At 66.7% G+C, this 18,259-nt stretch carries 16 protein-coding genes; 11 read left to right on the top strand and 5 right to left on the bottom strand.

Going from position 1 to position 18,259, the window contains the following annotated elements:
- Positions 1 to 131: 131 nt before the first annotated feature.
- Positions 132 to 602 (bottom strand): preQ(1) synthase, encoded by a 471-nt coding sequence (gene queF, locus OJI97_RS00755; RefSeq protein WP_297659897.1) that lies wholly within the window; start codon positions 600 to 602, stop codon positions 132 to 134.
- A gap of 125 nt (positions 603 to 727) precedes the next feature.
- Here queF and OJI97_RS00750 point away from each other — a divergent pair, with 125 nt between their 5' ends.
- The 4 genes from OJI97_RS00750 (at position 728) to OJI97_RS00735 (ending at position 5,531) form a co-directional block, all read left to right on the top strand.
- Positions 728 to 2,089, top strand: coding sequence for a hypothetical protein (locus OJI97_RS00750; protein ID WP_297659894.1), 1,362 nt, complete (start codon positions 728 to 730; stop codon positions 2,087 to 2,089).
- Between the two features lie 168 nt (positions 2,090 to 2,257).
- Positions 2,258 to 3,100: a 3-mercaptopyruvate sulfurtransferase gene (sseA, locus tag OJI97_RS00745; RefSeq protein WP_297659892.1), complete on the top strand. Its 843-nt coding sequence runs from the start codon at positions 2,258 to 2,260 to the stop codon at positions 3,098 to 3,100.
- Between the two features lie 299 nt (positions 3,101 to 3,399).
- Positions 3,400 to 4,599: a cystathionine beta-lyase gene (gene metC / locus OJI97_RS00740; RefSeq protein ID WP_297659889.1), complete on the top strand. Its 1,200-nt coding sequence runs from the start codon at positions 3,400 to 3,402 to the stop codon at positions 4,597 to 4,599.
- On the top strand, positions 4,596 to 5,531 hold the full coding sequence (locus OJI97_RS00735) for a mechanosensitive ion channel domain-containing protein (protein WP_297659886.1): 936 nt from the start codon (positions 4,596 to 4,598) through the stop codon (positions 5,529 to 5,531). The genes metC and OJI97_RS00735 overlap by 4 nt, the downstream gene beginning before the upstream one ends.
- A gap of 88 nt (positions 5,532 to 5,619) precedes the next feature.
- On the opposite strand, the gene ppa is transcribed toward OJI97_RS00735, so the two are convergent.
- Together ppa and OJI97_RS00725 are read right to left on the bottom strand one after the other, a co-directional pair.
- Positions 5,620 to 6,156, bottom strand: coding sequence for an inorganic diphosphatase (gene ppa / locus OJI97_RS00730; RefSeq protein ID WP_297659883.1), 537 nt, complete (start codon positions 6,154 to 6,156; stop codon positions 5,620 to 5,622).
- Positions 6,157 to 6,366: 210 nt separating this feature from the next.
- The gene (locus OJI97_RS00725) at positions 6,367 to 8,277 is read right to left on the bottom strand and encodes a peptidase M61 (RefSeq protein ID WP_297659880.1); all 1,911 of its coding nucleotides are present in this window, start codon (positions 8,275 to 8,277) and stop codon (positions 6,367 to 6,369) included.
- A 269-nt stretch (positions 8,278 to 8,546) separates the two neighbouring features.
- On the opposite strand from OJI97_RS00725, the gene hisS reads away from it, so the two are divergent.
- The 6 genes from hisS (at position 8,547) to OJI97_RS00695 (ending at position 16,045) form a co-directional block, all read left to right on the top strand.
- The gene (hisS, locus tag OJI97_RS00720) at positions 8,547 to 9,923 is read left to right on the top strand and encodes a histidine--tRNA ligase (RefSeq protein WP_297659878.1); all 1,377 of its coding nucleotides are present in this window, start codon (positions 8,547 to 8,549) and stop codon (positions 9,921 to 9,923) included.
- Positions 9,920 to 10,987, top strand: coding sequence for a peptide chain release factor 1 (gene prfA / locus OJI97_RS00715; protein ID WP_297659877.1), 1,068 nt, complete (start codon positions 9,920 to 9,922; stop codon positions 10,985 to 10,987). Before hisS ends, prfA begins: the two co-directional genes overlap by 4 nt.
- Positions 10,988 to 11,088: 101 nt before the next feature.
- Positions 11,089 to 11,922, top strand: coding sequence for a peptide chain release factor N(5)-glutamine methyltransferase (gene prmC / locus OJI97_RS00710; protein WP_297659875.1), 834 nt, complete (start codon positions 11,089 to 11,091; stop codon positions 11,920 to 11,922).
- Between the two features lie 252 nt (positions 11,923 to 12,174).
- The gene (locus OJI97_RS00705; protein WP_297659873.1) at positions 12,175 to 12,990 is read left to right on the top strand and encodes a DUF4167 domain-containing protein; all 816 of its coding nucleotides are present in this window, start codon (positions 12,175 to 12,177) and stop codon (positions 12,988 to 12,990) included.
- Between the two features lie 75 nt (positions 12,991 to 13,065).
- Entirely contained in the window at positions 13,066 to 14,448 is a 1,383-nt protein-coding gene (locus tag OJI97_RS00700) for a DUF4139 domain-containing protein (protein WP_297659871.1), read from the top strand.
- A gap of 10 nt (positions 14,449 to 14,458) precedes the next feature.
- Positions 14,459 to 16,045, top strand: a complete 1,587-nt coding sequence (locus tag OJI97_RS00695; RefSeq protein WP_297659868.1) for a hypothetical protein — start codon at positions 14,459 to 14,461, stop codon at positions 16,043 to 16,045.
- A 3-nt stretch (positions 16,046 to 16,048) separates the two neighbouring features.
- Here OJI97_RS00695 and OJI97_RS00690 read toward each other — a convergent pair whose 3' ends face one another.
- Positions 16,049 to 16,441, bottom strand: coding sequence for an acyl-CoA thioesterase (locus OJI97_RS00690; protein WP_297659865.1), 393 nt, complete (start codon positions 16,439 to 16,441; stop codon positions 16,049 to 16,051).
- On the bottom strand, positions 16,431 to 16,739 hold the full coding sequence (locus tag OJI97_RS00685; RefSeq protein WP_297659863.1) for a hypothetical protein: 309 nt from the start codon (positions 16,737 to 16,739) through the stop codon (positions 16,431 to 16,433). The genes OJI97_RS00690 and OJI97_RS00685 overlap by 11 nt, the downstream gene beginning before the upstream one ends.
- A 155-nt stretch (positions 16,740 to 16,894) precedes the next feature.
- Between OJI97_RS00685 and OJI97_RS00680 the strand changes: the two genes are divergently transcribed.
- Complete coding sequence (locus tag OJI97_RS00680) at positions 16,895 to 17,320, top strand: CBS domain-containing protein (protein WP_297659860.1); 426 nt, start codon at positions 16,895 to 16,897, stop codon at positions 17,318 to 17,320.
- Positions 17,321 to 18,259 lie beyond the last annotated feature (939 nt).

The following is an 18,259-nucleotide window of genomic DNA, read 5'->3' as shown; positions in this document are numbered from 1 at the left end:
TTTTTTTTCCGTTTTGGTCAACGCCGCGCCCCGGCCCCCCCCCCCCCCCGCGCCCCACTTTTTTCCTATCGTTGGGGAGGCCGGGAGGGGGACAGGGCCGGGGCCGCTTCCGACGTCAGTCGAAAAAACAATTACCCGCGCCCGCGATAGGGGGCGACGCCCTGATCGGGGAGCCACAGGCCTGCGGGCGGCGGGCCCGATTGCCAGAATACGTCGATCGGAATGCCGCCGCGCGGATACCAATAGCCGCCGATGCGCAGCCATTGAGGCCGCATCTCGTCGAACAGGCGGCGGCCGATGCCGACGGTGCAATCCTCGTGAAAGCCGGCGTGATTGCGGAACGAGCTTAGAAACAGCTTGAGGCTCTTCGACTCGACGATCGTTTCGCCCGGCGCATAGTCGATGACGAGATGCGCGAAATCGGGCTGGCCGGTCACCGGGCAGAGCGAGGTGAATTCGGGCGCCGCGAAACGGACGAGATAGAGGTCGCCTAGGCGCGGATTGGGGACATAGTCGAGCGTCGCGGCCTCGGGCGAGGCAGGCAGTTCGCTCGATTGGCCGAGATGTTTGGGCGCGAGGCGCGGATGGCTGGAATCGGACATGGAAACCGTCTAGTGCGCAGCGCGGCCCCTGTCATCCCGGATCACCGGCGAAAGGCGGCGGGTCGGGGTTCAGCGCCGATTCAGCGGCGCCATGAGACGGTTATGACGGGATTGCGGATTCAAAAATGACGGTGCGGAGACTCGGGCGAGGAGAAAGAGCGGCGCGCCTGTCGCTGGCGGCGCTAGCGGCTTCGCTGGTGGCGGGCGGGTTTCCGCCCGCGGCCGCGCAGACCGAGCAGCCGACGCCCGCGCCTTCGCCGACGCCCGCGCCCACCTCGACGTTCCGCCTGCCGCCCGCCGACGACGGACGGACATCGGGCGTGCAGGGACCGTCCGACAACGGCCTGCCGCCGCTCGCTCCGGGGGAACGGCGCGGCCCGCCGACTCCGGCGCCGGCGCCTGCTCCCACGTCGCGCACCACGACGCCGACGGTGGTTCCGACCCGGCCGGCGCCGACGCCCGCTCCATCCGCCTCCGCGCCGACCGCACGCCGCGATACGCCGCCCGCGGCCGCGAGCGTGCCGCGCGCCACACCCGAACCCGCGACCAGCGCGCCCGTCTCCGCCGCACCCGTGGCGGCGGCTCCCGATTCGGCGGCGCCCGCCGTGGAAGCGCCGTCGCCCGCGACGCCCGGCTTCTCGGTCGATCCGACCGCGCCGGTGGCGGACGCGTCGCCCGGCGATGGCGCGGCTCCGGCGACCGGCGGCGATGGCAATCCGCCGCTGTGGGCGTGGCTGCTTGCCGGCCTCGTCGCGGTTGGCGCGGGCATCTGGTACTGGCGTCGCCGTCCGGCATTGGCGGGCGATGCGCCCGGCGAGTCCGAACCGCCGCCACCCCTGCCGCGTGCCGCCGAGTCCGTTCCCGCGCCGCGCCGCGCCGCGCCCGTGGCACCGCCCGCTCCGCGCCCGCAGCCCGCGGCACCACCGGTTCAATCCGTCCCGTCGCCGCTGGTGACGCGCCCGACGGCCGAACGGCGGGCGCAGGTGGCGATGACGCTCGATATTCGCGGCATCCGCATGACGAGCGAGCAACTCATCGTCGCCTTTACGCTGGGCCTGAAGAATGAAGGTCCGATCGCGGCGGCCGGCCTGATGATCCGCATCGCGCTCAACCAGGGGTCGGCGATGACCGAGCCGGTTCTCGCGCGTTTCTTCGACGGTGCGGGGGGCAGCGTGCTGCGCGACGATATGGCGCTGGCGCCGGGGGCGGGCGAGCAGGTCGCGACCGAGGTCATGCTGCCGCGCGCCGCGGTCGAGCCGCTGATGATCGGCGGCAAGCCGATGCTGATCCCGGTGCTCGTCTTCGACGTCACCTATCATTGGGACGGCGAGGGTGACGCCTTCGGGCAGAATGCCGGCAGCTTCGTGCTCGGCCGCGAACAGGGCGCGAGCGGAAGCGAGAAGCTCGCGCCGCTGCCGCTCGACCACCCCAATCTGGTCGTCAACCGGCCGGGCGCGCGATCGACGGCGATCCGGCGCATTCAATAGGTTTTTCTGTTGCAGCGCAGCATGGACTGGGGCAGACCGCGACCGTGCTTGAAAAAGGGCACGCCGGGGCATAGGCTTGCCGTCCCCGGAAAGAAGAGAGCGACGCAGGACTGATCGCGGCGAGGGACAGGCAAGAAGGTCCCCGCACGGTCGCAACAGGAGCATGACATGGACGCCTTGGTCTCAACCGACTGGCTGGAACGCGAACTGGGGGCATCGGACCTGCGGGTGGTCGATGCGACGAAATTCATGACCGGAACCGATCGCGACGCGCGCGCGGAATATGAGGCGGGGCACATCCCCGGCGCGGTGTTCATGGACCTGGCCGAACTGGCCGACACGAACAGCACTATCGAGAATATGGCGCCGACCGCCGAGAAATTCGCGAGCCGCATGCAGTCGCTGGGGCTCGGCGACGGCAGCCGCATCGTCATCTACGACGACAGCCCGCTGAAGAGCGCGGCGCGCGCCTGGTGGTTGCTCAAGCTGTTCGGCGCGCACGACGTCGCGCTGCTCGACGGCGGGCTCGCCAAATGGAAGGCCGAGGGGCGTCCGCTCGAAATGGGCAAGCAGTCGCTCCGCCACCGCCACTTCACCGTGTGGCGCGACGCGAAGGCGGTCCGCACCAAGGAGCAGATGCTCGAAAATATCGCGAGCGGCGGCGAGCAGGTCGTCGACGCGCGTCCCGCGGCACGCTTCACCGGCGAAGAGCGCGACCCGCGTCCCGGCATGGCCCCCGGCCATATTCCGGGTTCGGTCAGCCTGCCGCACGCCAGCCTGTTCAACGCCGACGGCACCTGGAAGCGCGGCGATGAGCTCAAGGCCGCGTTCGACGCGGCGGCCGTCGATCTCGACAAGCCGCTGATCACCACTTGCGGCAGCGGCATGACCGCGACCGTCGTCGCCTTTGGCGCGCATCTTCTCGGCAAGGAGGATGTCGCGGTTTATGACGGGAGCTGGACCGAATGGGGCGCCGACCCGGCAACGCCGAAGGCGACCGGCGCGGCCTGAGCGGATCGGGGCGTGCGGGCGGTTCCGGCCCTCGCGCGCAGCGCCATTTCAATCTCACGCAAAGGCGCGAAGGAGAGGGGCTTTCCTTTGCGCCTTTGTGCCTTTGCGTGAGATTTTCTTTAAGGCGCGGCGTCGCGTTTTTGGTCTCACACAAAGACACAGAGAGGGCCGTTCATGCACGAAGCTCGCGCGCATGAACGGCCCTCTTTGTGTCTTTGTGTGAGATTTTGCGGGCCCGCTGCGCGGGCGGGAGGACGCCGCCCACTGGATTTTGCGCCGCGCTCCGCTAACAAGCGGGGATGAGCAAGAGCGACGATGACAGCCTCCGCCCCGCGACGAAACTGGTGCAGGGCGGGCGGCGGCCCGAATGGACCGGCGATCCGCGGCTCGGCGGCGGGGTCGTCAATCCGCCGGTGTGGCGTGCCTCGACGATCCTTTACGACAATATCGCCGACCTCAAGGCGCGGGGCCATGCGACGCACGACAAGCTCTATTACGGCCGGCGCGGGACGCCGACGGTTTGGGCGCTCGCCGATGCCTTGACCGGAATGGAGCCGGGGGCCGAGGGCACTCTGCTCTACCCCTCGGGAGTCGCGGCGATTTCGGCGGGGCTGCTCGCGCTGCTGTCGCCCGGCGACCATCTGCTGATGGTCGACAGCGCCTATGAGCCGACGCGCGCTTTCTGCACCGGTATGCTCGCGCGGATGGGGGTGCGGACGAGTTTCTACGATCCGCTGGTCGGCGGCGGCATCGCCGATCTGATCGAGCCCGAAACGAAGCTGATCTTCCTCGAATCGCCGGGCAGCCTGACCTTCGAGATGCAGGATATTCCCGCGATCACCGCCATCGCGCGCGAGCGGGGCGTGTTGACGATGCTCGACAACACCTGGGCGACGCCCTTGCTCTTCCCCGCGCTCGCGCACGGCGTCGACGTGACGATGATGAGCCTCACCAAATATGTCGGCGGACACAGCGACGCGATGATGGGCAGCCTGACCGCCACGAAAGCGGTGTGGCCGAAGCTGCGCCATGCGACCTATCAGCTCGGCCATGCGGTCTCGCCCGACGATTGCGCGCTGGTGCTGCGCGGCTTCAGGACCCTCGACGTGCGGCTGGCGCGGCACGGCGAGAATGGTCTTGCGGTCGCCAGGTGGCTTTCCGGCCGCGCCGAGGTGGGGCGCGTGCTGCATCCGGCGCTGCCGGGCGATCCGGGCCACGCTCTGTGGTCGCGCGACTTTGCGGGGGCCAGCGGCCTGTTCGGCTTCACGCTGAAGGGCGCCGACGACGCGGCGCGCGCGCGCTTCATCGACGCGCTCGCGCATTTCGGCATCGGTTTCAGCTGGGGCGGCTATGAAAGCCTGGCCGTGCCGGGCGATCCGCAGACGATCCGCACCGCGACGCGCTGGACCGACCCCGACGCGCTCGTCCGCCTGTCGATCGGGCTCGAAGATCCCGCCGACCTGATCGCCGACCTCGAACGCGGCTTCGCGGCGCTATGAGCGCGACGGAAAGCCTGCGCGACAGCATCGGCCGCGTCGTCGAGGCGATGCAGGCGATCGGGCTCGACGTCGGCTCCTATCGCCTGTCGCTCTATGGGCTGGTCTCGGCGATCATCGTCGCGGTGCTGCTGTGGATCGGGGTCAAGCTCGTGATGCGCGCGATCAAATGGCTGCTGCGCCGCAACACCCAGATTGACCAGGCGCAGCGGCTGCTCACCGAGAAGCTGATCGCGATCGCGCTCTTTTCCTTCGCGCTGCTGCTCGGCATCGACCTGCTCGGCATCGACCTGACGACGCTCGCGGTCTTTTCGGGCGCGGCGGGGCTCGCGATCGGCTTCGGCCTTCAGAAGACGGTCGGTAATCTGATCGCGGGGATCATCCTGCTGATGGACCGCTCGATCCAGCCGGGCGACGTGATCGTCGTCGGCGACGCCGCCTCGATGGGCAGCGGGCCGCTGCCCGGCGGGGTGCCCAATGTCGGGCGGGTCGCGAAGATCGGCGTGCGGGCGGTCAATATCGTCACCCGCGACGGCAAGAAGCATCTGATCCCGAACGAACTGCTGATGACCCAGCCGGTCGAGAACTGGAGCTATTCGAGCCGCGACGTGCGGGTACGGATGCGCATTCCCGTCGCCTATGAATGCGATCTGCGCGCGGCGCAGGCGATCATCGTCGAGGTCGCGAAGGCCAATCCGCGCATCCTCGCCGATCCCGAACCGGTGGTGTGGATCACCGCCTTCGGCGAACGCGCGGTCGAGCATGAGCTGCGCTACTGGATTTCGGACCCCGAATCGGGGCTCGGCAATATCCAGGGCGAGGTGTTCCTGGGGATATGGGAGCGCTTCAAGGCGGCGGGGATCCGCATCCCCTATCCGCGGCAGGATGTGCGGCTGGTCGAGCCGGTGGAGCGGGGCGAGTCGCCGAATTCCTGAGATTCGTCATTGCGAGCGAAGCGAAGCAATCCAGAGCCCGCGTAAACCGCTCTGGATTGCTTCGCTCGCAATGACGGCTGAAGGAGCGCTAAACGCTGTGCGCCTTGGCGCGCTCGATCCCGTCGAGGATGATCTGCTTCGCTTCGTCGACGTCGCCCCAGCCGCCGAGCTTGACCCATTTGCCGGGTTCGAGATCCTTGTAGTGGGCAAAGAAATGCTCGATCTGCTGGAGCACGATTTCGGGCATGTCCTTGTAGGTCCGGACCTTGTCGTAATAGGGAAAGGTCGCGCTGACGGGGACGCAGAGCAATTTTTCGTCGCCGCCGGCATTATCCTCCATCTTGAGCACGCCGATCGGGCGGCACTTGACCACCGCGCCCGCGACCACCGAGGTGCGCGCGACGACCAGCGCGTCGAGCGGGTCGCCGTCGTCGCCCAGCGTGTGCGGGATGAAGCCGTAATTGGCGGGATAGCGCATCGGGGTGTGGAGGAAGCGGTCGACGAACAGCGCGCCCGACGCCTTGTCGAACTCATATTTCACCGGCTCGCCGCCGATCGGCACTTCGATCAGCACGTTCAGGCTGTCGGGCGGGCTGTCGCCCGCGGGGATCAGGTCGATGCGCATGGGAGATGTCCTTTTGTATTTTTGGAATCGCGCGCGCCTTTAGCGCCGGATGGCGCGGAAAGTCGAGGCTATTAAGCCCCTCCCCTTCAGGGGAGGGGTTGGTGGGGGCTTGCGGCGCGGCGCAAGGCCGCTGGCCCCCACCCGCTGCGACTAGGCAGCAAGCTGCCAAGTCTCGCTGCCCTCCCCTTCAGGGGAGGGCGTATCTTCACGTCAGAGCGCCCGCTTCGACGCCAGCAGGCGGTCGAACCAGTCGGGTCCGGCGCCGGCCTTTTCGAGGTGCGGCCAGCGCAGCCCGCCATGATAGTCGATGTCGACCGTGCGGTAGCGCCCGCCGCGCTCGACGAGCAGGCTCACCGGGGTCTTGCCGTCGGCGGCGGCGCGGATCGCGGCCTCCATGCGGTCCTTGGCATAGGCGACGCCGTCAACCGCGACGATCTTCGTGCCGCCCACGATGTCGGCGCGAAAGGCGGGGCCATCCCACAGGATGCTGCCCGCGACGCCGTCCTTGTCGATCACCATGCCGAGCGAATGGGTGAGGTCGTAATTTTTCGCGCGGGCCATGCGGCCGCGGTCATAGGCGTTCGGTGTGTCGCGCCAGACGAGCCGGTATCCCGCGCGCTCGATCCCCGCCACCGGCGCGGGCTGGCCAGGAAGCTGCATATGCTCGTGCAGGAATTTCGCCCAGTCATAGGGGTGGACGGCGTTCAGCGCCGCGACGACGTCGTCGAAATCATAGGTGACCTCGCCCCAGTCGCCGGCCTTGCCGCCGAAAAAGCTCCGCGCGAAATCGTCGAGGCTTTTCCGGTCGTTCGTCGCCTGGCGGATGATCATGTCCGCCTCCAGCCACATCAGCGAGCCTTCGTTGTAATAATCCTCGGTGCGCGTCGCGCTGGGGAAGGGGCGGGGCTTGCGCGCCGCGATGACGGGGTCGAGCGTCGTATCCTCGACCGAACGCCAGTCGCGGCCCGGCTGGATGCTGTAGTAAGCGGCGTTGGTCGCCCATTCGGACAGGATCATGTCCTTCGACTGCATCCCCGAGCGGCCCGCGAGGACGAGGTCCCAGAAGCTCGTCTGCCCTTCATAGACCCAGAGGAGATTGCCCTGCATCGGGGTGCGGAAATCGGGGGTCCAGAGCTTGGCGGGGCGGCGGTATTTGCCGTTCCAGCTATGGGTGAACTCGTGCGGCAGCAGTCCGCGCAGCGTCTCGCCCTCGTCCCATTTGGTGAAATATTCGGGGCTGCTGCTGTTCTCGCTGCTGCGATGATGTTCGAGCCCGATGCCGCCGAGTTCGTCGGTCAGCGCGAGCAGAAATTCGTAGCGGTCGAAATGACGGGTGCCGAACAGCGCCACCGCCTCCGCCACCAGCGCGGCGTGGCGCGCGATCTGGTCGGGCTTGGCCTCCAGATATTGGGCCTCGTCGGCGACGACGTTCAGCGTGACATTCTGCCCCAGATCCCATTTGCGGTAATAGCGGCCTGCGAACATCGGACTATCGACCAGCGTCTCATAGCTGGTCGGTGCATAGCTGTAGCGGTTGCCCGAAACCTTGAGCCCGTCGAGCGCCGCCGCGCCGGTCCAGCCGTCGGGCAGCGTCACGTCGAGCTGCACCGGAATGTCGCGGGTGAAAATGCCCGCGGGATAAAGGCTCACCTGCTCCCATTGCAGATTCATCATCGCCGGGGTGACGACGACGCGGCCTTCGCTCGTCCGCGTCGGCGACAGGAAATCGAAGGCGACGTCGATGCTCTTCGCGCCCGCGGGCACGTCGATGTCGAAAGCATAGACATCGGTCGGCTGGCGCGTCCAGCCCAGCAACTTGCCGCCAGCGCTCGCCTTGAAGCCCGCGATCTCGGCGATCGCGCCGCGCGGGGCGTGCTTGCCGGGAAGCCATTGCGGATAGAGCAGGGTGAGCTTGCCCGATTTGGCGACCGGGATCGTCTGCCGGACGTGGAAGATGCCGCGCATGAAGTCGGTGGCATCGACCCGGAGCAGCATCGTCCCCGGCCAGGGCTTGTCGGCGGGCAGCGGGATGACGTGCGGCTGGACCACCGGCTGCGGACGGCTGTTGCCGTCCTCTGCGTGTGCAGGGGTGGTGAGAGCGATGAGGGCGGCTGCGATCAAGCGTGTCTTTTGCATGATGGCTCTCTGCCGGGAAAAGCTCTTTTCTACAACCTTCTCCCCTTGCGGGAGAAGGATACGCAGCCTTGGCGCGAAGCGCCTAGGCGCAGTTGGATGAGGGGTTGCGGTCGCTCAGCGACCGCGCGAGCCAGTGGCTCGCAACCCCTCACCCAGCTTCGACTAGGCAGCAAGCTGCCAAGTCTTCGCATCCCTCTCCCGCAAGGGGAGAGGGGGCTTTGCGCAATATGCAAAATCGACTAGACGCCGCGGCCATGAGCAAGGACAAATCCGCCAAAATCCCGACGCCGCAGCCGGTGCGCGGCACCCAGGATATGCTCGGCGATTTCGCCGACCGCTTCGGCCATGTCGTCGATGCGTTCGACCGGGTGCGCCGCCTCTATGGCTTCAAGCGGGTCGAGGTGCCGGTGATCGAGCCGACTGCGGTGTTTGCGCGCTCGCTGGGCGAAACGACCGACGTCGTGTCGAAGGAAATGTATAGCTTCGAGGATCGCGGCGGCGAATCGATCACGCTGCGGCCCGAATTCACCGCGGGGATCGCGCGCGCCTACATCACCAATGGCTGGCAGCAGTTCGCGCCCCTCAAGGTGGCGACGCACGGCCCGCTGTTCCGCTACGAACGGCCGCAGAAGGGCCGCTATCGCCAGTTCCACCAGCTCGACGCCGAAATCATCGGCAGCGACAGCCCGCTCGCCGACGCCGAACTGCTGATCTTCGCCGACCAGCTTCTGAAGGATCTGGGCGTCGCCGAGGGCGTGACCTTGACGCTCAACACGCTCGGCGACGCGGACAGCCGCGAGGCATGGCGTTCGGCGCTGGTCGAACATTTCATGGGCCATCGCGCGAGCCTCAGCGAGGATAGCCTCGCGCGGCTCGACAAGAATCCGCTGCGCATCCTCGACAGCAAGGATGTGCAGGACCGCCCGGTCGCCGACAGCGCGCCCGACATCGATGCCTATCTGACGAGCGAGGCGCAGGATTTCTTCGGCGCGGTGACCGCCGGGCTCGACGCGGCGGGCGTCGCGTGGGAGCGCAACGCGCGGCTGGTGCGCGGGCTCGACTATTATCGCCATACCGCGTTCGAGTTCGTCACCGACCGGCTCGGCGCGCAGGGCACGGTGCTCGGCGGCGGGCGTTACGACGGGCTGATCGAGACTCTGGGCGGTCCGCCGACCCCGGCGGTCGGCTGGGCGGCGGGGATCGAGCGGCTAGCGATGCTGCTGCGGGAAGGAATCAGCAATAGCCTCGACGTGGCAATCGTCGTGGAAGACAACAAACTTATCCCGCAAGCCATGAAATTCGCATCCGCATTGCGGGCGACGAATCCAGAGTCTGACGAACGTCGAGAAGGCTTCTCGGTGGAGCTTATTTATTCAGGCTCAGAAAATAAGCGCTTTGAAAAGGCGAGAAAGCTCGATCCGAAGGTTATGCTTATCTTGAACGCTCATGTTTTGGATGACCGGGCGATAGGGAATGTCCGTTTGAGAGCCGCTGATAATGAGATGCGCGGATTCACCATGTATCGATTGGCGAAGCAAATCGCGGAAGACTATAAATATTTCGGTCCAAAGGATAACAACACTCTGGAATCGGGTGCTGATTTCCCGCTCATTCCTAAACATCTCGCATGACCTCGGTTTCCGAAAAACAGATCGATGCCATCATCGAACGCCACGCCGCCTTGCAGGCGCGGATGGCGACGGGCGACATGGCGCCCGCCGATTTCGTCGCGGCGTCGAAGGAGTTCGCCGAGCTCGAACCCGTCGCGAAAGCCGCCGGGGAAGTGACGCGGTTGCGCGGCGAACTCGTGTCGCTCACCGAGATGCTCGCCGACCCCGAAATGAAGGCGATGGCGGCCGAGGAACTGCTTGCGGTCGAGGGCGCCTTGCCCGCCGCCGAGCACGATCTTGCGATCAGGCTGCTCCCGAAGGACGTCGCCGACGAGCGCGCCGCGATGCTCGAAATCCGCGCCGGGACCGGCGGCGACGAGGCGGCGCTGTTCGCGGGCGACCTGCTCCGCATGTACAGCCGCTATGCCGACGCGCAGGGCTGGAAGGTCGAGGTCATCTCGGCGAACGAGGCCGAGGTCGGTGGCTATAAGGAAGTCGTCGCGAGCGTCGCGGGGCAGGGCGTGTTCGCCAAGCTCAAATTCGAAAGCGGCGTCCACCGCGTCCAGCGCGTCCCCGTCACCGAAAGCGGCGGGCGCATCCACACCAGCGCCGCGACCGTCGCGGTGCTGCCCGAGGCCGAGGAAGTCGATGTCGCGATCAATGACGGCGACCTCAAGATCGATATCTATCGCGCGTCGGGGGCGGGCGGGCAGCACGTCAACACCACCGATTCGGCGATCCGCATCACCCATATCCCGACCGGGCTCGTCGTGATCCAGCAGGACCAGCGCAGCCAGCACAAGAACCGCGCCAAGGCGATGCAGGTGCTGCGCGCGCGGCTCTATGACCTCGAGCGCGAGAAGATTCACAGCGCCGAGGCGTCGGCGCGCAAGTCGATGGTCGGGTCGGGCGACCGCTCCGAACGCATCCGCACCTATAATTTCCCGCAAGGGCGCGTGACCGATCATCGCATCAACCTGACCCTCCACCGCCTGCCCGAGATATTGGAAGGGCAGATGGACGAACTGATCGACGCGCTGATCGCCGAGGATCAGGCGCAGCGGCTGGCGGGGCTGGGTGACTGACCGGAAAAACGCCGTTCGCATCGAGCGAAGTCGAAATGCGTCTTGGTTTGGTGTGATTCCGATGGGTGTCTCGACTTCGCTCGACACGAACGGAATTTGAGATGGGCGCGATAGCCGATGTCCTTCGCAAGGCCGCGGCGCGGCTCGCGGCGGTGTCCGATACATCGCGCCTCGATGCCGAACTGCTGATGGCGCACGCGCTTGGAGTCGAGCGGCAGGCGCTCTTGCTCGATCCGTCGCGGTTCGGTGAGCCCGCGGGTTTCGCGGCGCTGATCGAACGGCGCATGGCGAACGAGCCGATCGCCTATATCGTCGGCTATCGCGATTTCTGGACGATTCGCGTCGAGGTCGGCCCCGGCGTGCTGATTCCGCGCCCTGACAGCGAGGCGCTGATCGAGGCCTGTCTCGATATCCGCCGCGAAAGGGGCGGCGGCTGGCCGCGCCGCATTCTCGATCTCGGAACCGGCCCGGGCACGCTGCTGCTTGCGGCGCTCAGCGAGTTTTCCGATGCGACGGGGCTTGGCGTCGATGCGTCGGAATATGCGCTCGCTTATGCCCGCGACAATGCCGAAGCGCTTGGCCTCGCCGACCGCGCGTCGTTCCTGCCGGGCGATTGGGGCGTGGGGGTGGAGGGGCCGTTCGACCTCATTCTTTGCAATCCGCCCTATATTGCCGAAACCGAAACGCTGATGCCCGACGTCGCCGATCACGAGCCGGCCGAAGCCTTGTTCGCCGGTGTCGACGGGCTCGACGATTACCGCCGGATCATCCCCGATCTGCCGCGCCTCCTGACGATGGATGGCATGGCGATCCTTGAAATCGGGCATCGACAACGCATATCGGTAACCGAGCTTGCCGAAGCAGCGGGATTCGCCGTCCGATGCAGACAGGATCTGGGCGGCCGCGACAGGGCGCTTTTGCTGACCCGCGCCTGACCGACCCGCACAATTATTTTCTTGGTTTCCGCCGCAAAGCGCTGTAGGGGCGGCTCACAGACCCGACCGGGGTCCCTTGATGGTCCGGCTGGTCTGTTTCCCAATTACGATGCTGGTGCGGGGCCGTGGGGCCCGGCGCAAGCGGTAAAGGGCAAGAACCGCGCGGGTAGCGCGGGCGCGACGCGCAAATGGCGCGGTCGGCCAAAAGGGGTTGGCGTAGCTTATTAGCTTATCAGGATGTCTCAGTTGAACATGAACAACCGACAGAGCGGTCGCCGTCGCGGCCGCAACAACAACGGCAGCAACAATAATCGCTCGCAGTCGGGCGGCCGGGGTGGTGCCGACCAGGCCAATCGCATCGACAGCCGCGCGCGCGGCAATGCGGCCCAGATGATCGAGAAATACCGCAATCTCGCGCGCGACGCGCAGCTTTCGGGCGATCGGGTCCAGACCGAATATTATCTCCAGTTCGCCGACCATTATTTCCGCGTGCTGAGCGATTTCCGCGCTCGCCAGGAAGAAAAAGCGGCGGCGAACGGGCAGGAGCGCAGCCCCGACCGCCATCGCGAAATTCGCGGCGTCGAGGATTTCGACGGCCATGACGACAGCGACTTCGAGGCCGATGTCCCCGCCGAGCGCACCGAGAGCAGCCGCGACAATCGCGAACGGCAGAGCGGTGATCGCAATGGTGGCGAACGCCGCGACGAGGACGACAATCGCGGCAATCGCCAGCCGCGCGAGCGCGGCAACAACCGCCGCGACCGCGACGAGAATCGTGCCCAGCCGGCCGAGGCCGGGGATGGCGGCGAGGCCGCGGCCGAGGAAGCGGCGCCCGCGCCGCGTGCCAATCGCCGCGGTCCGCGCCGCGCCCGCCCGGCCGACGCCGAAGAGGGCAATGCCGGCATCGACACCGCGGTGCTGCCGCCCGCGATCGGGCGCCCTGAGCCTGCCCCCGAAGCGAATGCGGCGGACAGCGCCGATACTGCCGCGGAAGCGCCCGCGCCCAAGCCGCGCCGCACCCGCCGCACGCTGGCGGCGCGCGATACCGGGGTCGAAGCGGCCGAATAAGCCCGCGATTTCGCGCTGGTTTTTGTGAAGAACATGCCATAGCTTCCCCCGGACAGCCGTTCGGGGGAGCTTTTTATGCGCGCTTTGACAGTCCCTTGTTTTCTGGCGCTGGCGCTCGCCGCCGGCCCCGCCGCGGCGCAGGATGCCGCCGCGGGCAACGCGCAGGGCGACGTTGCCGTCACCATATACAATAATGGCCAGTCGCTGGTGCAGGACGATCGCCAGCTCAGCGTCACGCGCGGACGCAACCGCATCGAATTTCCCGATGTGTCGGCGCGCATCCGGCCCGAGACGGTGACGCTGTCGGGTCCGGGGCTCGGCATCGTCGAGCAGAATTTCGATTTCGACCTGCTGACCCCCGACAAGCTGATGGACAAGGCGGTCGGCCAGTCGATCACGCTCGTCCGCACGAACCCCGCCACCGGCGCCGAAAGGAGCGAGCGTGCGAAGGTGCTCGCGGCGAACGGCGGCATCGTGCTCCAGATCGGCGAGCGGATCGAGGTGCTGCGCGACGACGGCCTGCCGGTGCGCGCGGTGTTCGACCGGCTGCCGCCCAATCTGCGCGCGCGTCCGACGCTGTCGGTCACCGTCGACGCCGCCGATGCGGGGACGGTTCCGGCGCGTCTCTCCTATCTGACCCCCAATCTCGGCTGGACCGCCGATTATGTCGCGCTGTTCGATGCCGCGAAGGGCGCGATGGACATTCAGGGCTGGGTGACGCTGACCAACAGCACCGGCACGACCTTCACCAATGCGCGCACCTTGCTCGTCGCGGGCAATCCGGGCGGCGGGGGCGGTTTTCGGCAGCTCGGCGGCGCGATGGATTCGGCGGGGACCGAGAGCAATGATCGCGAGCGGCTCGGCGACTATTATCTCTACCCGCTCGCCGAGCGGACGACGATCGCCAATGCGCAGCAGAAGCAGGTGAGCTTCCTCGACGTGAAGGGCGCGCCGGCGCGCTCGACCTATGAATATGTCAACAACTGGCTCGGCAGCAGCACCGAACCCGTCAGCACCGCGAGCGTGCTGCGCTTCTCGACCTCGAAGCAGGGCGGGCTCGGCGACCAGCTGCCGGCGGGGACGATCCGCGTCTATATGCGCGATGCACGCGGCGATCCGCAGTTCATCGGCGAAAATAGCATCGGCCATACGCCGATGGGATCGGCAATGTCGCTGCGCACCGGCGACGCCTTCGACGTCAAGGTGCAGACGACCGTCGTGTCGCGCACCCGCAAGGGCGATTCGCGCTGGGTGACGAAGATGAAATATGTCGTCAGCAACGCGCGGCCCGAGCCGGTGACCGTGCTCGTCGCGCAGGACGGGCTTTATGGCGACGTGCGGATCGGCGACGAAAGCCTGAAAAGCGAGCGCGTCTCGGCCGGCCGGGTCGAATGGCAGGTGCCGGTGAACGCCAACGGCAAGGCCGAACTGACCGCCACGTTCGACACGCGTTATTGAGGGCGGCGGCATGGCGCGGGCCTGGCCCCTGCTGATCGTCGCGGCGGCGCTGCTGGTGCCGGTGCCGGCGCTCGCCCAAGCGGCAGCGCCCGAGCGGCCGGTGGTCGTCTCGGCACAGATCGCCGATGTCGCGGTGACCGTCTATCGCGCGCCGAATCGCGGCGGCGGCGCGATCGATCCCAAATGGCCGCAGGGCTTTGCTTTCATTACCGAGACGCGCAAGGTGACGCTTCCGGCCGGCGTGTCGGTGCTGCGCTTCGAGGGGGTGGCCGAAGGGCTGCTTCCCGAAACCGCGGTGGTGAGCGGGCTTCCCGATGGCGTGATCGAAAAGAACCGCGATGCCCGGCTGCTCTCCCCCGCCGGACTGGTCGACGCTTATCTGAAGCGCAGCGTGACGCTGCGACGCACGAACCGCGCGACGGGCAAGGTGGTCGAGCAGGAGGCGCTGATCCAGGCCGGACCGAACGGCGGGGTGATCGTCGAGACCGCGAACGGCTATGAAGCGCTCGGCTGTTCGGGGCTTCCCGAGCGGATGCTCTATGCCCGCGTGCCGAAGGATCTGTCGGCGAAGCCGACGCTGTCGGTGCTGGTCGAAAGCAAGGCGGCGCGGACGGTGACCGTCCAGCTCCTCTATCTGGCCGAGGGGTTCGACTGGGCGGCGAACTATGTCGCCGACCGCGCCGCCGACGGCAGGACGCTGGGGCTGACCGGCTGGATCACCGTCGCCAACGGCGGGGTGACGAGCTTTCCCAAGGCGCAGATGAACGTCATCGCGGGGCGGCTGAACAAGATGTACAGCCCGCCGCTCCCGCGCAGCACGCCGGGGCCGCTGGTGCTCAAATGCTGGCCGATGGATATCACCAGCACGCATCCGCTGTGGAGCCTGCCGCCGATCATCGAATATGAAAAGGCATATGCGGAGGATGCAGCGATGGCGGTGGTCGTCACGGCGCGGCGCCGCGACCGCGCCTATGCGCCGCCGCCGCCGCCCGCTCCTCCTCCCCCACCGCCGCCACCCCCACCGCCGCCGCCGGAGGATTTGGGCGATCTCAAATTCTATCGCATCCCATTCCGCGTCGATATTTCGGCGAAGGGGCAGAAGCAGGTCGCGCTACTCGCGAGCGACAAGGTCGCGGTCGAACAGCTTTATGCCGGGACGCTCTCTCAATATTATGGCGGACGCCCCGTGCCGCTGACGATGCGGCTGCGGGTGCAGAATCGCGAATCGGACGGGCTCGGTTTCGCGCTGCCCGCCGGCATGGCGGCGGTGTTCGAGACGGTCAGCGGGCGCCGCCTGCTCGTCGGCGAGGCGAAGATCGGGGACAAGGCGAAGGACGAACGCGTCGATTACGATATCGGAACGAGCCCGGCGGTGCAGATGCAGACCCTCGTGCAGGTCGATCCCGACGACAAGGCGCGCCGGCTGTGGCAGGTCACGCTGACCAACGCGCGGCCTTTCGATGCCGAGGTCGAGATGCTGATCCCTCTGCGCATCGACCCCGAACCCGAGGGATGGGAACGGCGCGGCGATTCGTGGGTGTGGCGCGTCCGCGTTCCGGCGAACGACCGGATCGTTCAGACGTTTCGCGTGAAGTGAGCGTCAGACCGGCGGCAGCGGCCGCGGGCGGTGATTCGCGTCGAGCGCGACGAAGGTGAACACGCCCTCGGTCACCTTCACCTCATTCTCGCCGCGGTCGCGGGTCGCCACGACTTCGAGTCGAATCGCGAGCGAGGTGCGGCCGCGCCGTTCGATATGGGCATAGATGGAAATGATGTCGCGCAGCAGGATCGGCGCGATGAACTCCATCGTCTCGATCGCGACCGTCGCGACGGCGCCCTGCGCCTCGCGCCCCGCGACGATGCCGCCGGCGATGTCCATCTGGCTCAGCACCCAGCCGCCGAAGATATGGCCGTTGGCGTTGATGTCGGCGGGGCGGGGGACGACGCGCAAAATCGGGTCGCGCGGGGGCGAGTCGGCCGCCCTATCGATCATGATTCATGTCCGGATCGTCCGCGAAGGGATCGTCGATCGCCTCGTCGTGGCCGCTGCCGCTCGACAGGAAAACGAGCCCCATCAGCGCGGCGCCGAGCATCACCGACAGGCCGACCCCCGCCGCGGTCGCGATGACCATATGGATGGTGAACTGGTCGCCCAGCGTATAGCGCAGCCAGGCGAGCGCGATGATCACCGCCACGAACGAGACGAGCGCCATGCCGCGCATCAGGCGGCGATAGCGCGCCCAGGCGATATCCGACGTCGAGCGGTCGTCGAGCGGCGAGTGTTTGACCATGGGCCTTCCATGAACCAAGCGAGCGCGAAGGCCAAGCGGCAATGGAGGCACTGGGCAAAGGGGGGCAGGGGGCGGGGGGCAGAAGCCGGTTTCGGCATTGCCGCGAATCATGTTAGGCTTTGCCGGCAACGGACGAGAACAAGGGAGCGGCACCTATGACGATCGGAGCGATTCTTCACGGACGCGTGAGCGCGGTGATTTCGGCGCGGCCCGGCGATACGGTGCGCGCGGTGATCGATCTGCTCGCCCAGCACCGCATCGGCGCGGTGCCCGTGGTGGAGGGCGATTCGATCGTCGGCATATTTTCGGAGCGCGACCTGGTGCGACTCATGTCTTCCTATGGCCCCGAGGCGCTCGATCGCAGTCTCGACGAGGTGATGACCAAATCGCCCGTCACCTGCGATTCGGGCATGGCGGTCATGGGGGCGCTGTCGCAGATGACGCAAAAGCGCATTCGTCACCTGCCGGTCGTCGACGGCGGGCGACTCGTCGGATTCGTTTCGATCGGCGACCTCGTCAAATATCGCATCGACCGGATCGAAGCCGAAGCGGCGGCGATGCGCGACTATATCGCGTCATAGCGGTCGGTTTCGCGGGCGTCGGCGGAGGCGCACGACGACGCAAGGCATGTCGAGGAACGCCGCGCGTTCGAGGAGCCGAAGCGGCGCGTTGTATAAAGATATAGGAAATCGCGCCGAGCGCGGCATTGCGCGGCCGTCCGAACGCTCACCGGATTCGAAACGGATCGCCCGAATCGCCCTGCGCGCACGCGCGAATCGCCGGCCGTTGAGAAAGGCGAGGAGGGGCAGGAGGAGCTCCGCCATCGCGAAAAGCGCATAATCGGCCGGAGCGAGCCGTCGAATCACGGGCGAAGTAGGGGCGGCGGCGAATGGTCTGGGCGAGAATCCGGCTGTCCGAATGACGGATGATGGCGCTGCGCACCGGCTTCCCGAGGCGTCCCGGTTTTGCCTTTCGGCCTCGAAACCCTTGAATTCCGCGCTTTCGCCCCCATTTTCCTTTTTCAAACCGGGGATTTCCGGGGCGCCCAACAACTTTTGAAACAAAATTGCAAAAAGGTTGTTGACGCGAATCACCGAGGGGCCTAGAGGCCTGTTCACCGGACGGGGCGCGGCGCCAGACGCCACGCTCCAGCCGGTCGCCAACAGATACGGACAGATGTCCCCCGATAGCAATAGCGGGGAACGGCAACTGTCCGCTGTTTCTTGTCGGTGAGCTCTTTGACATTGTGATTGTCGATGAAGGGACATGTGGGCGGCGGCCCTGGGTCTTGCAGCTTTAAGGTGCAAGGTGCTCAGGATAAAAAGCCAAGCCTGACCTGCATGTCTTACACGTTTCCATAACGTGGAAGCAGCCTTTTCGAAGGTTGCTTCTTGTGTAGGCCAGGCTCCTTAAAATGAGCGGGTTTGCGAGGGATATTCCACCTTTGCAGATTCGAACATCAAACTTGAGAGTTTGATCCTGGCTCAGAACGAACGCTGGCGGCATGCCTAACACATGCA

The organism is Sphingopyxis sp., assembly GCF_025869345.1.
Classification (GTDB): domain Bacteria; phylum Pseudomonadota; class Alphaproteobacteria; order Sphingomonadales; family Sphingomonadaceae; genus Sphingopyxis.
This window is presented reverse-complemented; position numbering and strand designations above follow the sequence as displayed.

Excerpts from the sequence above, each read along its gene's own strand:
- queF (WP_297659897.1), bottom strand. The coding sequence starts at position 602 with ATGTCCGATTCCAGCCATCCGCGCCTCGCGCCCAAACATCTCGGCCAA.
- OJI97_RS00750 (WP_297659894.1), top strand. The coding sequence starts at position 728 with ATGACGGTGCGGAGACTCGGGCGAGGAGAAAGAGCGGCGCGCCTGTCG.
- sseA (WP_297659892.1), top strand. The coding sequence starts at position 2,258 with ATGGACGCCTTGGTCTCAACCGACTGGCTGGAACGCGAACTGGGGGCA.
- metC (WP_297659889.1), top strand. The coding sequence starts at position 3,400 with ATGAGCAAGAGCGACGATGACAGCCTCCGCCCCGCGACGAAACTGGTG.
- OJI97_RS00735 (WP_297659886.1), top strand. The coding sequence starts at position 4,596 with ATGAGCGCGACGGAAAGCCTGCGCGACAGCATCGGCCGCGTCGTCGAG.
- ppa (WP_297659883.1), bottom strand. The coding sequence starts at position 6,156 with ATGCGCATCGACCTGATCCCCGCGGGCGACAGCCCGCCCGACAGCCTG.
- hisS (WP_297659878.1), top strand. The coding sequence starts at position 8,547 with ATGAGCAAGGACAAATCCGCCAAAATCCCGACGCCGCAGCCGGTGCGC.
- prfA (WP_297659877.1), top strand. The coding sequence starts at position 9,920 with ATGACCTCGGTTTCCGAAAAACAGATCGATGCCATCATCGAACGCCAC.
- prmC (WP_297659875.1), top strand. The coding sequence starts at position 11,089 with ATGGGCGCGATAGCCGATGTCCTTCGCAAGGCCGCGGCGCGGCTCGCG.
- OJI97_RS00705 (WP_297659873.1), top strand. The coding sequence starts at position 12,175 with ATGAACAACCGACAGAGCGGTCGCCGTCGCGGCCGCAACAACAACGGC.
- OJI97_RS00700 (WP_297659871.1), top strand. The coding sequence starts at position 13,066 with ATGCGCGCTTTGACAGTCCCTTGTTTTCTGGCGCTGGCGCTCGCCGCC.
- OJI97_RS00695 (WP_297659868.1), top strand. The coding sequence starts at position 14,459 with ATGGCGCGGGCCTGGCCCCTGCTGATCGTCGCGGCGGCGCTGCTGGTG.
- OJI97_RS00690 (WP_297659865.1), bottom strand. The coding sequence starts at position 16,441 with ATGATCGATAGGGCGGCCGACTCGCCCCCGCGCGACCCGATTTTGCGC.
- OJI97_RS00685 (WP_297659863.1), bottom strand. The coding sequence starts at position 16,739 with ATGGTCAAACACTCGCCGCTCGACGACCGCTCGACGTCGGATATCGCC.
- OJI97_RS00680 (WP_297659860.1), top strand. The coding sequence starts at position 16,895 with ATGACGATCGGAGCGATTCTTCACGGACGCGTGAGCGCGGTGATTTCG.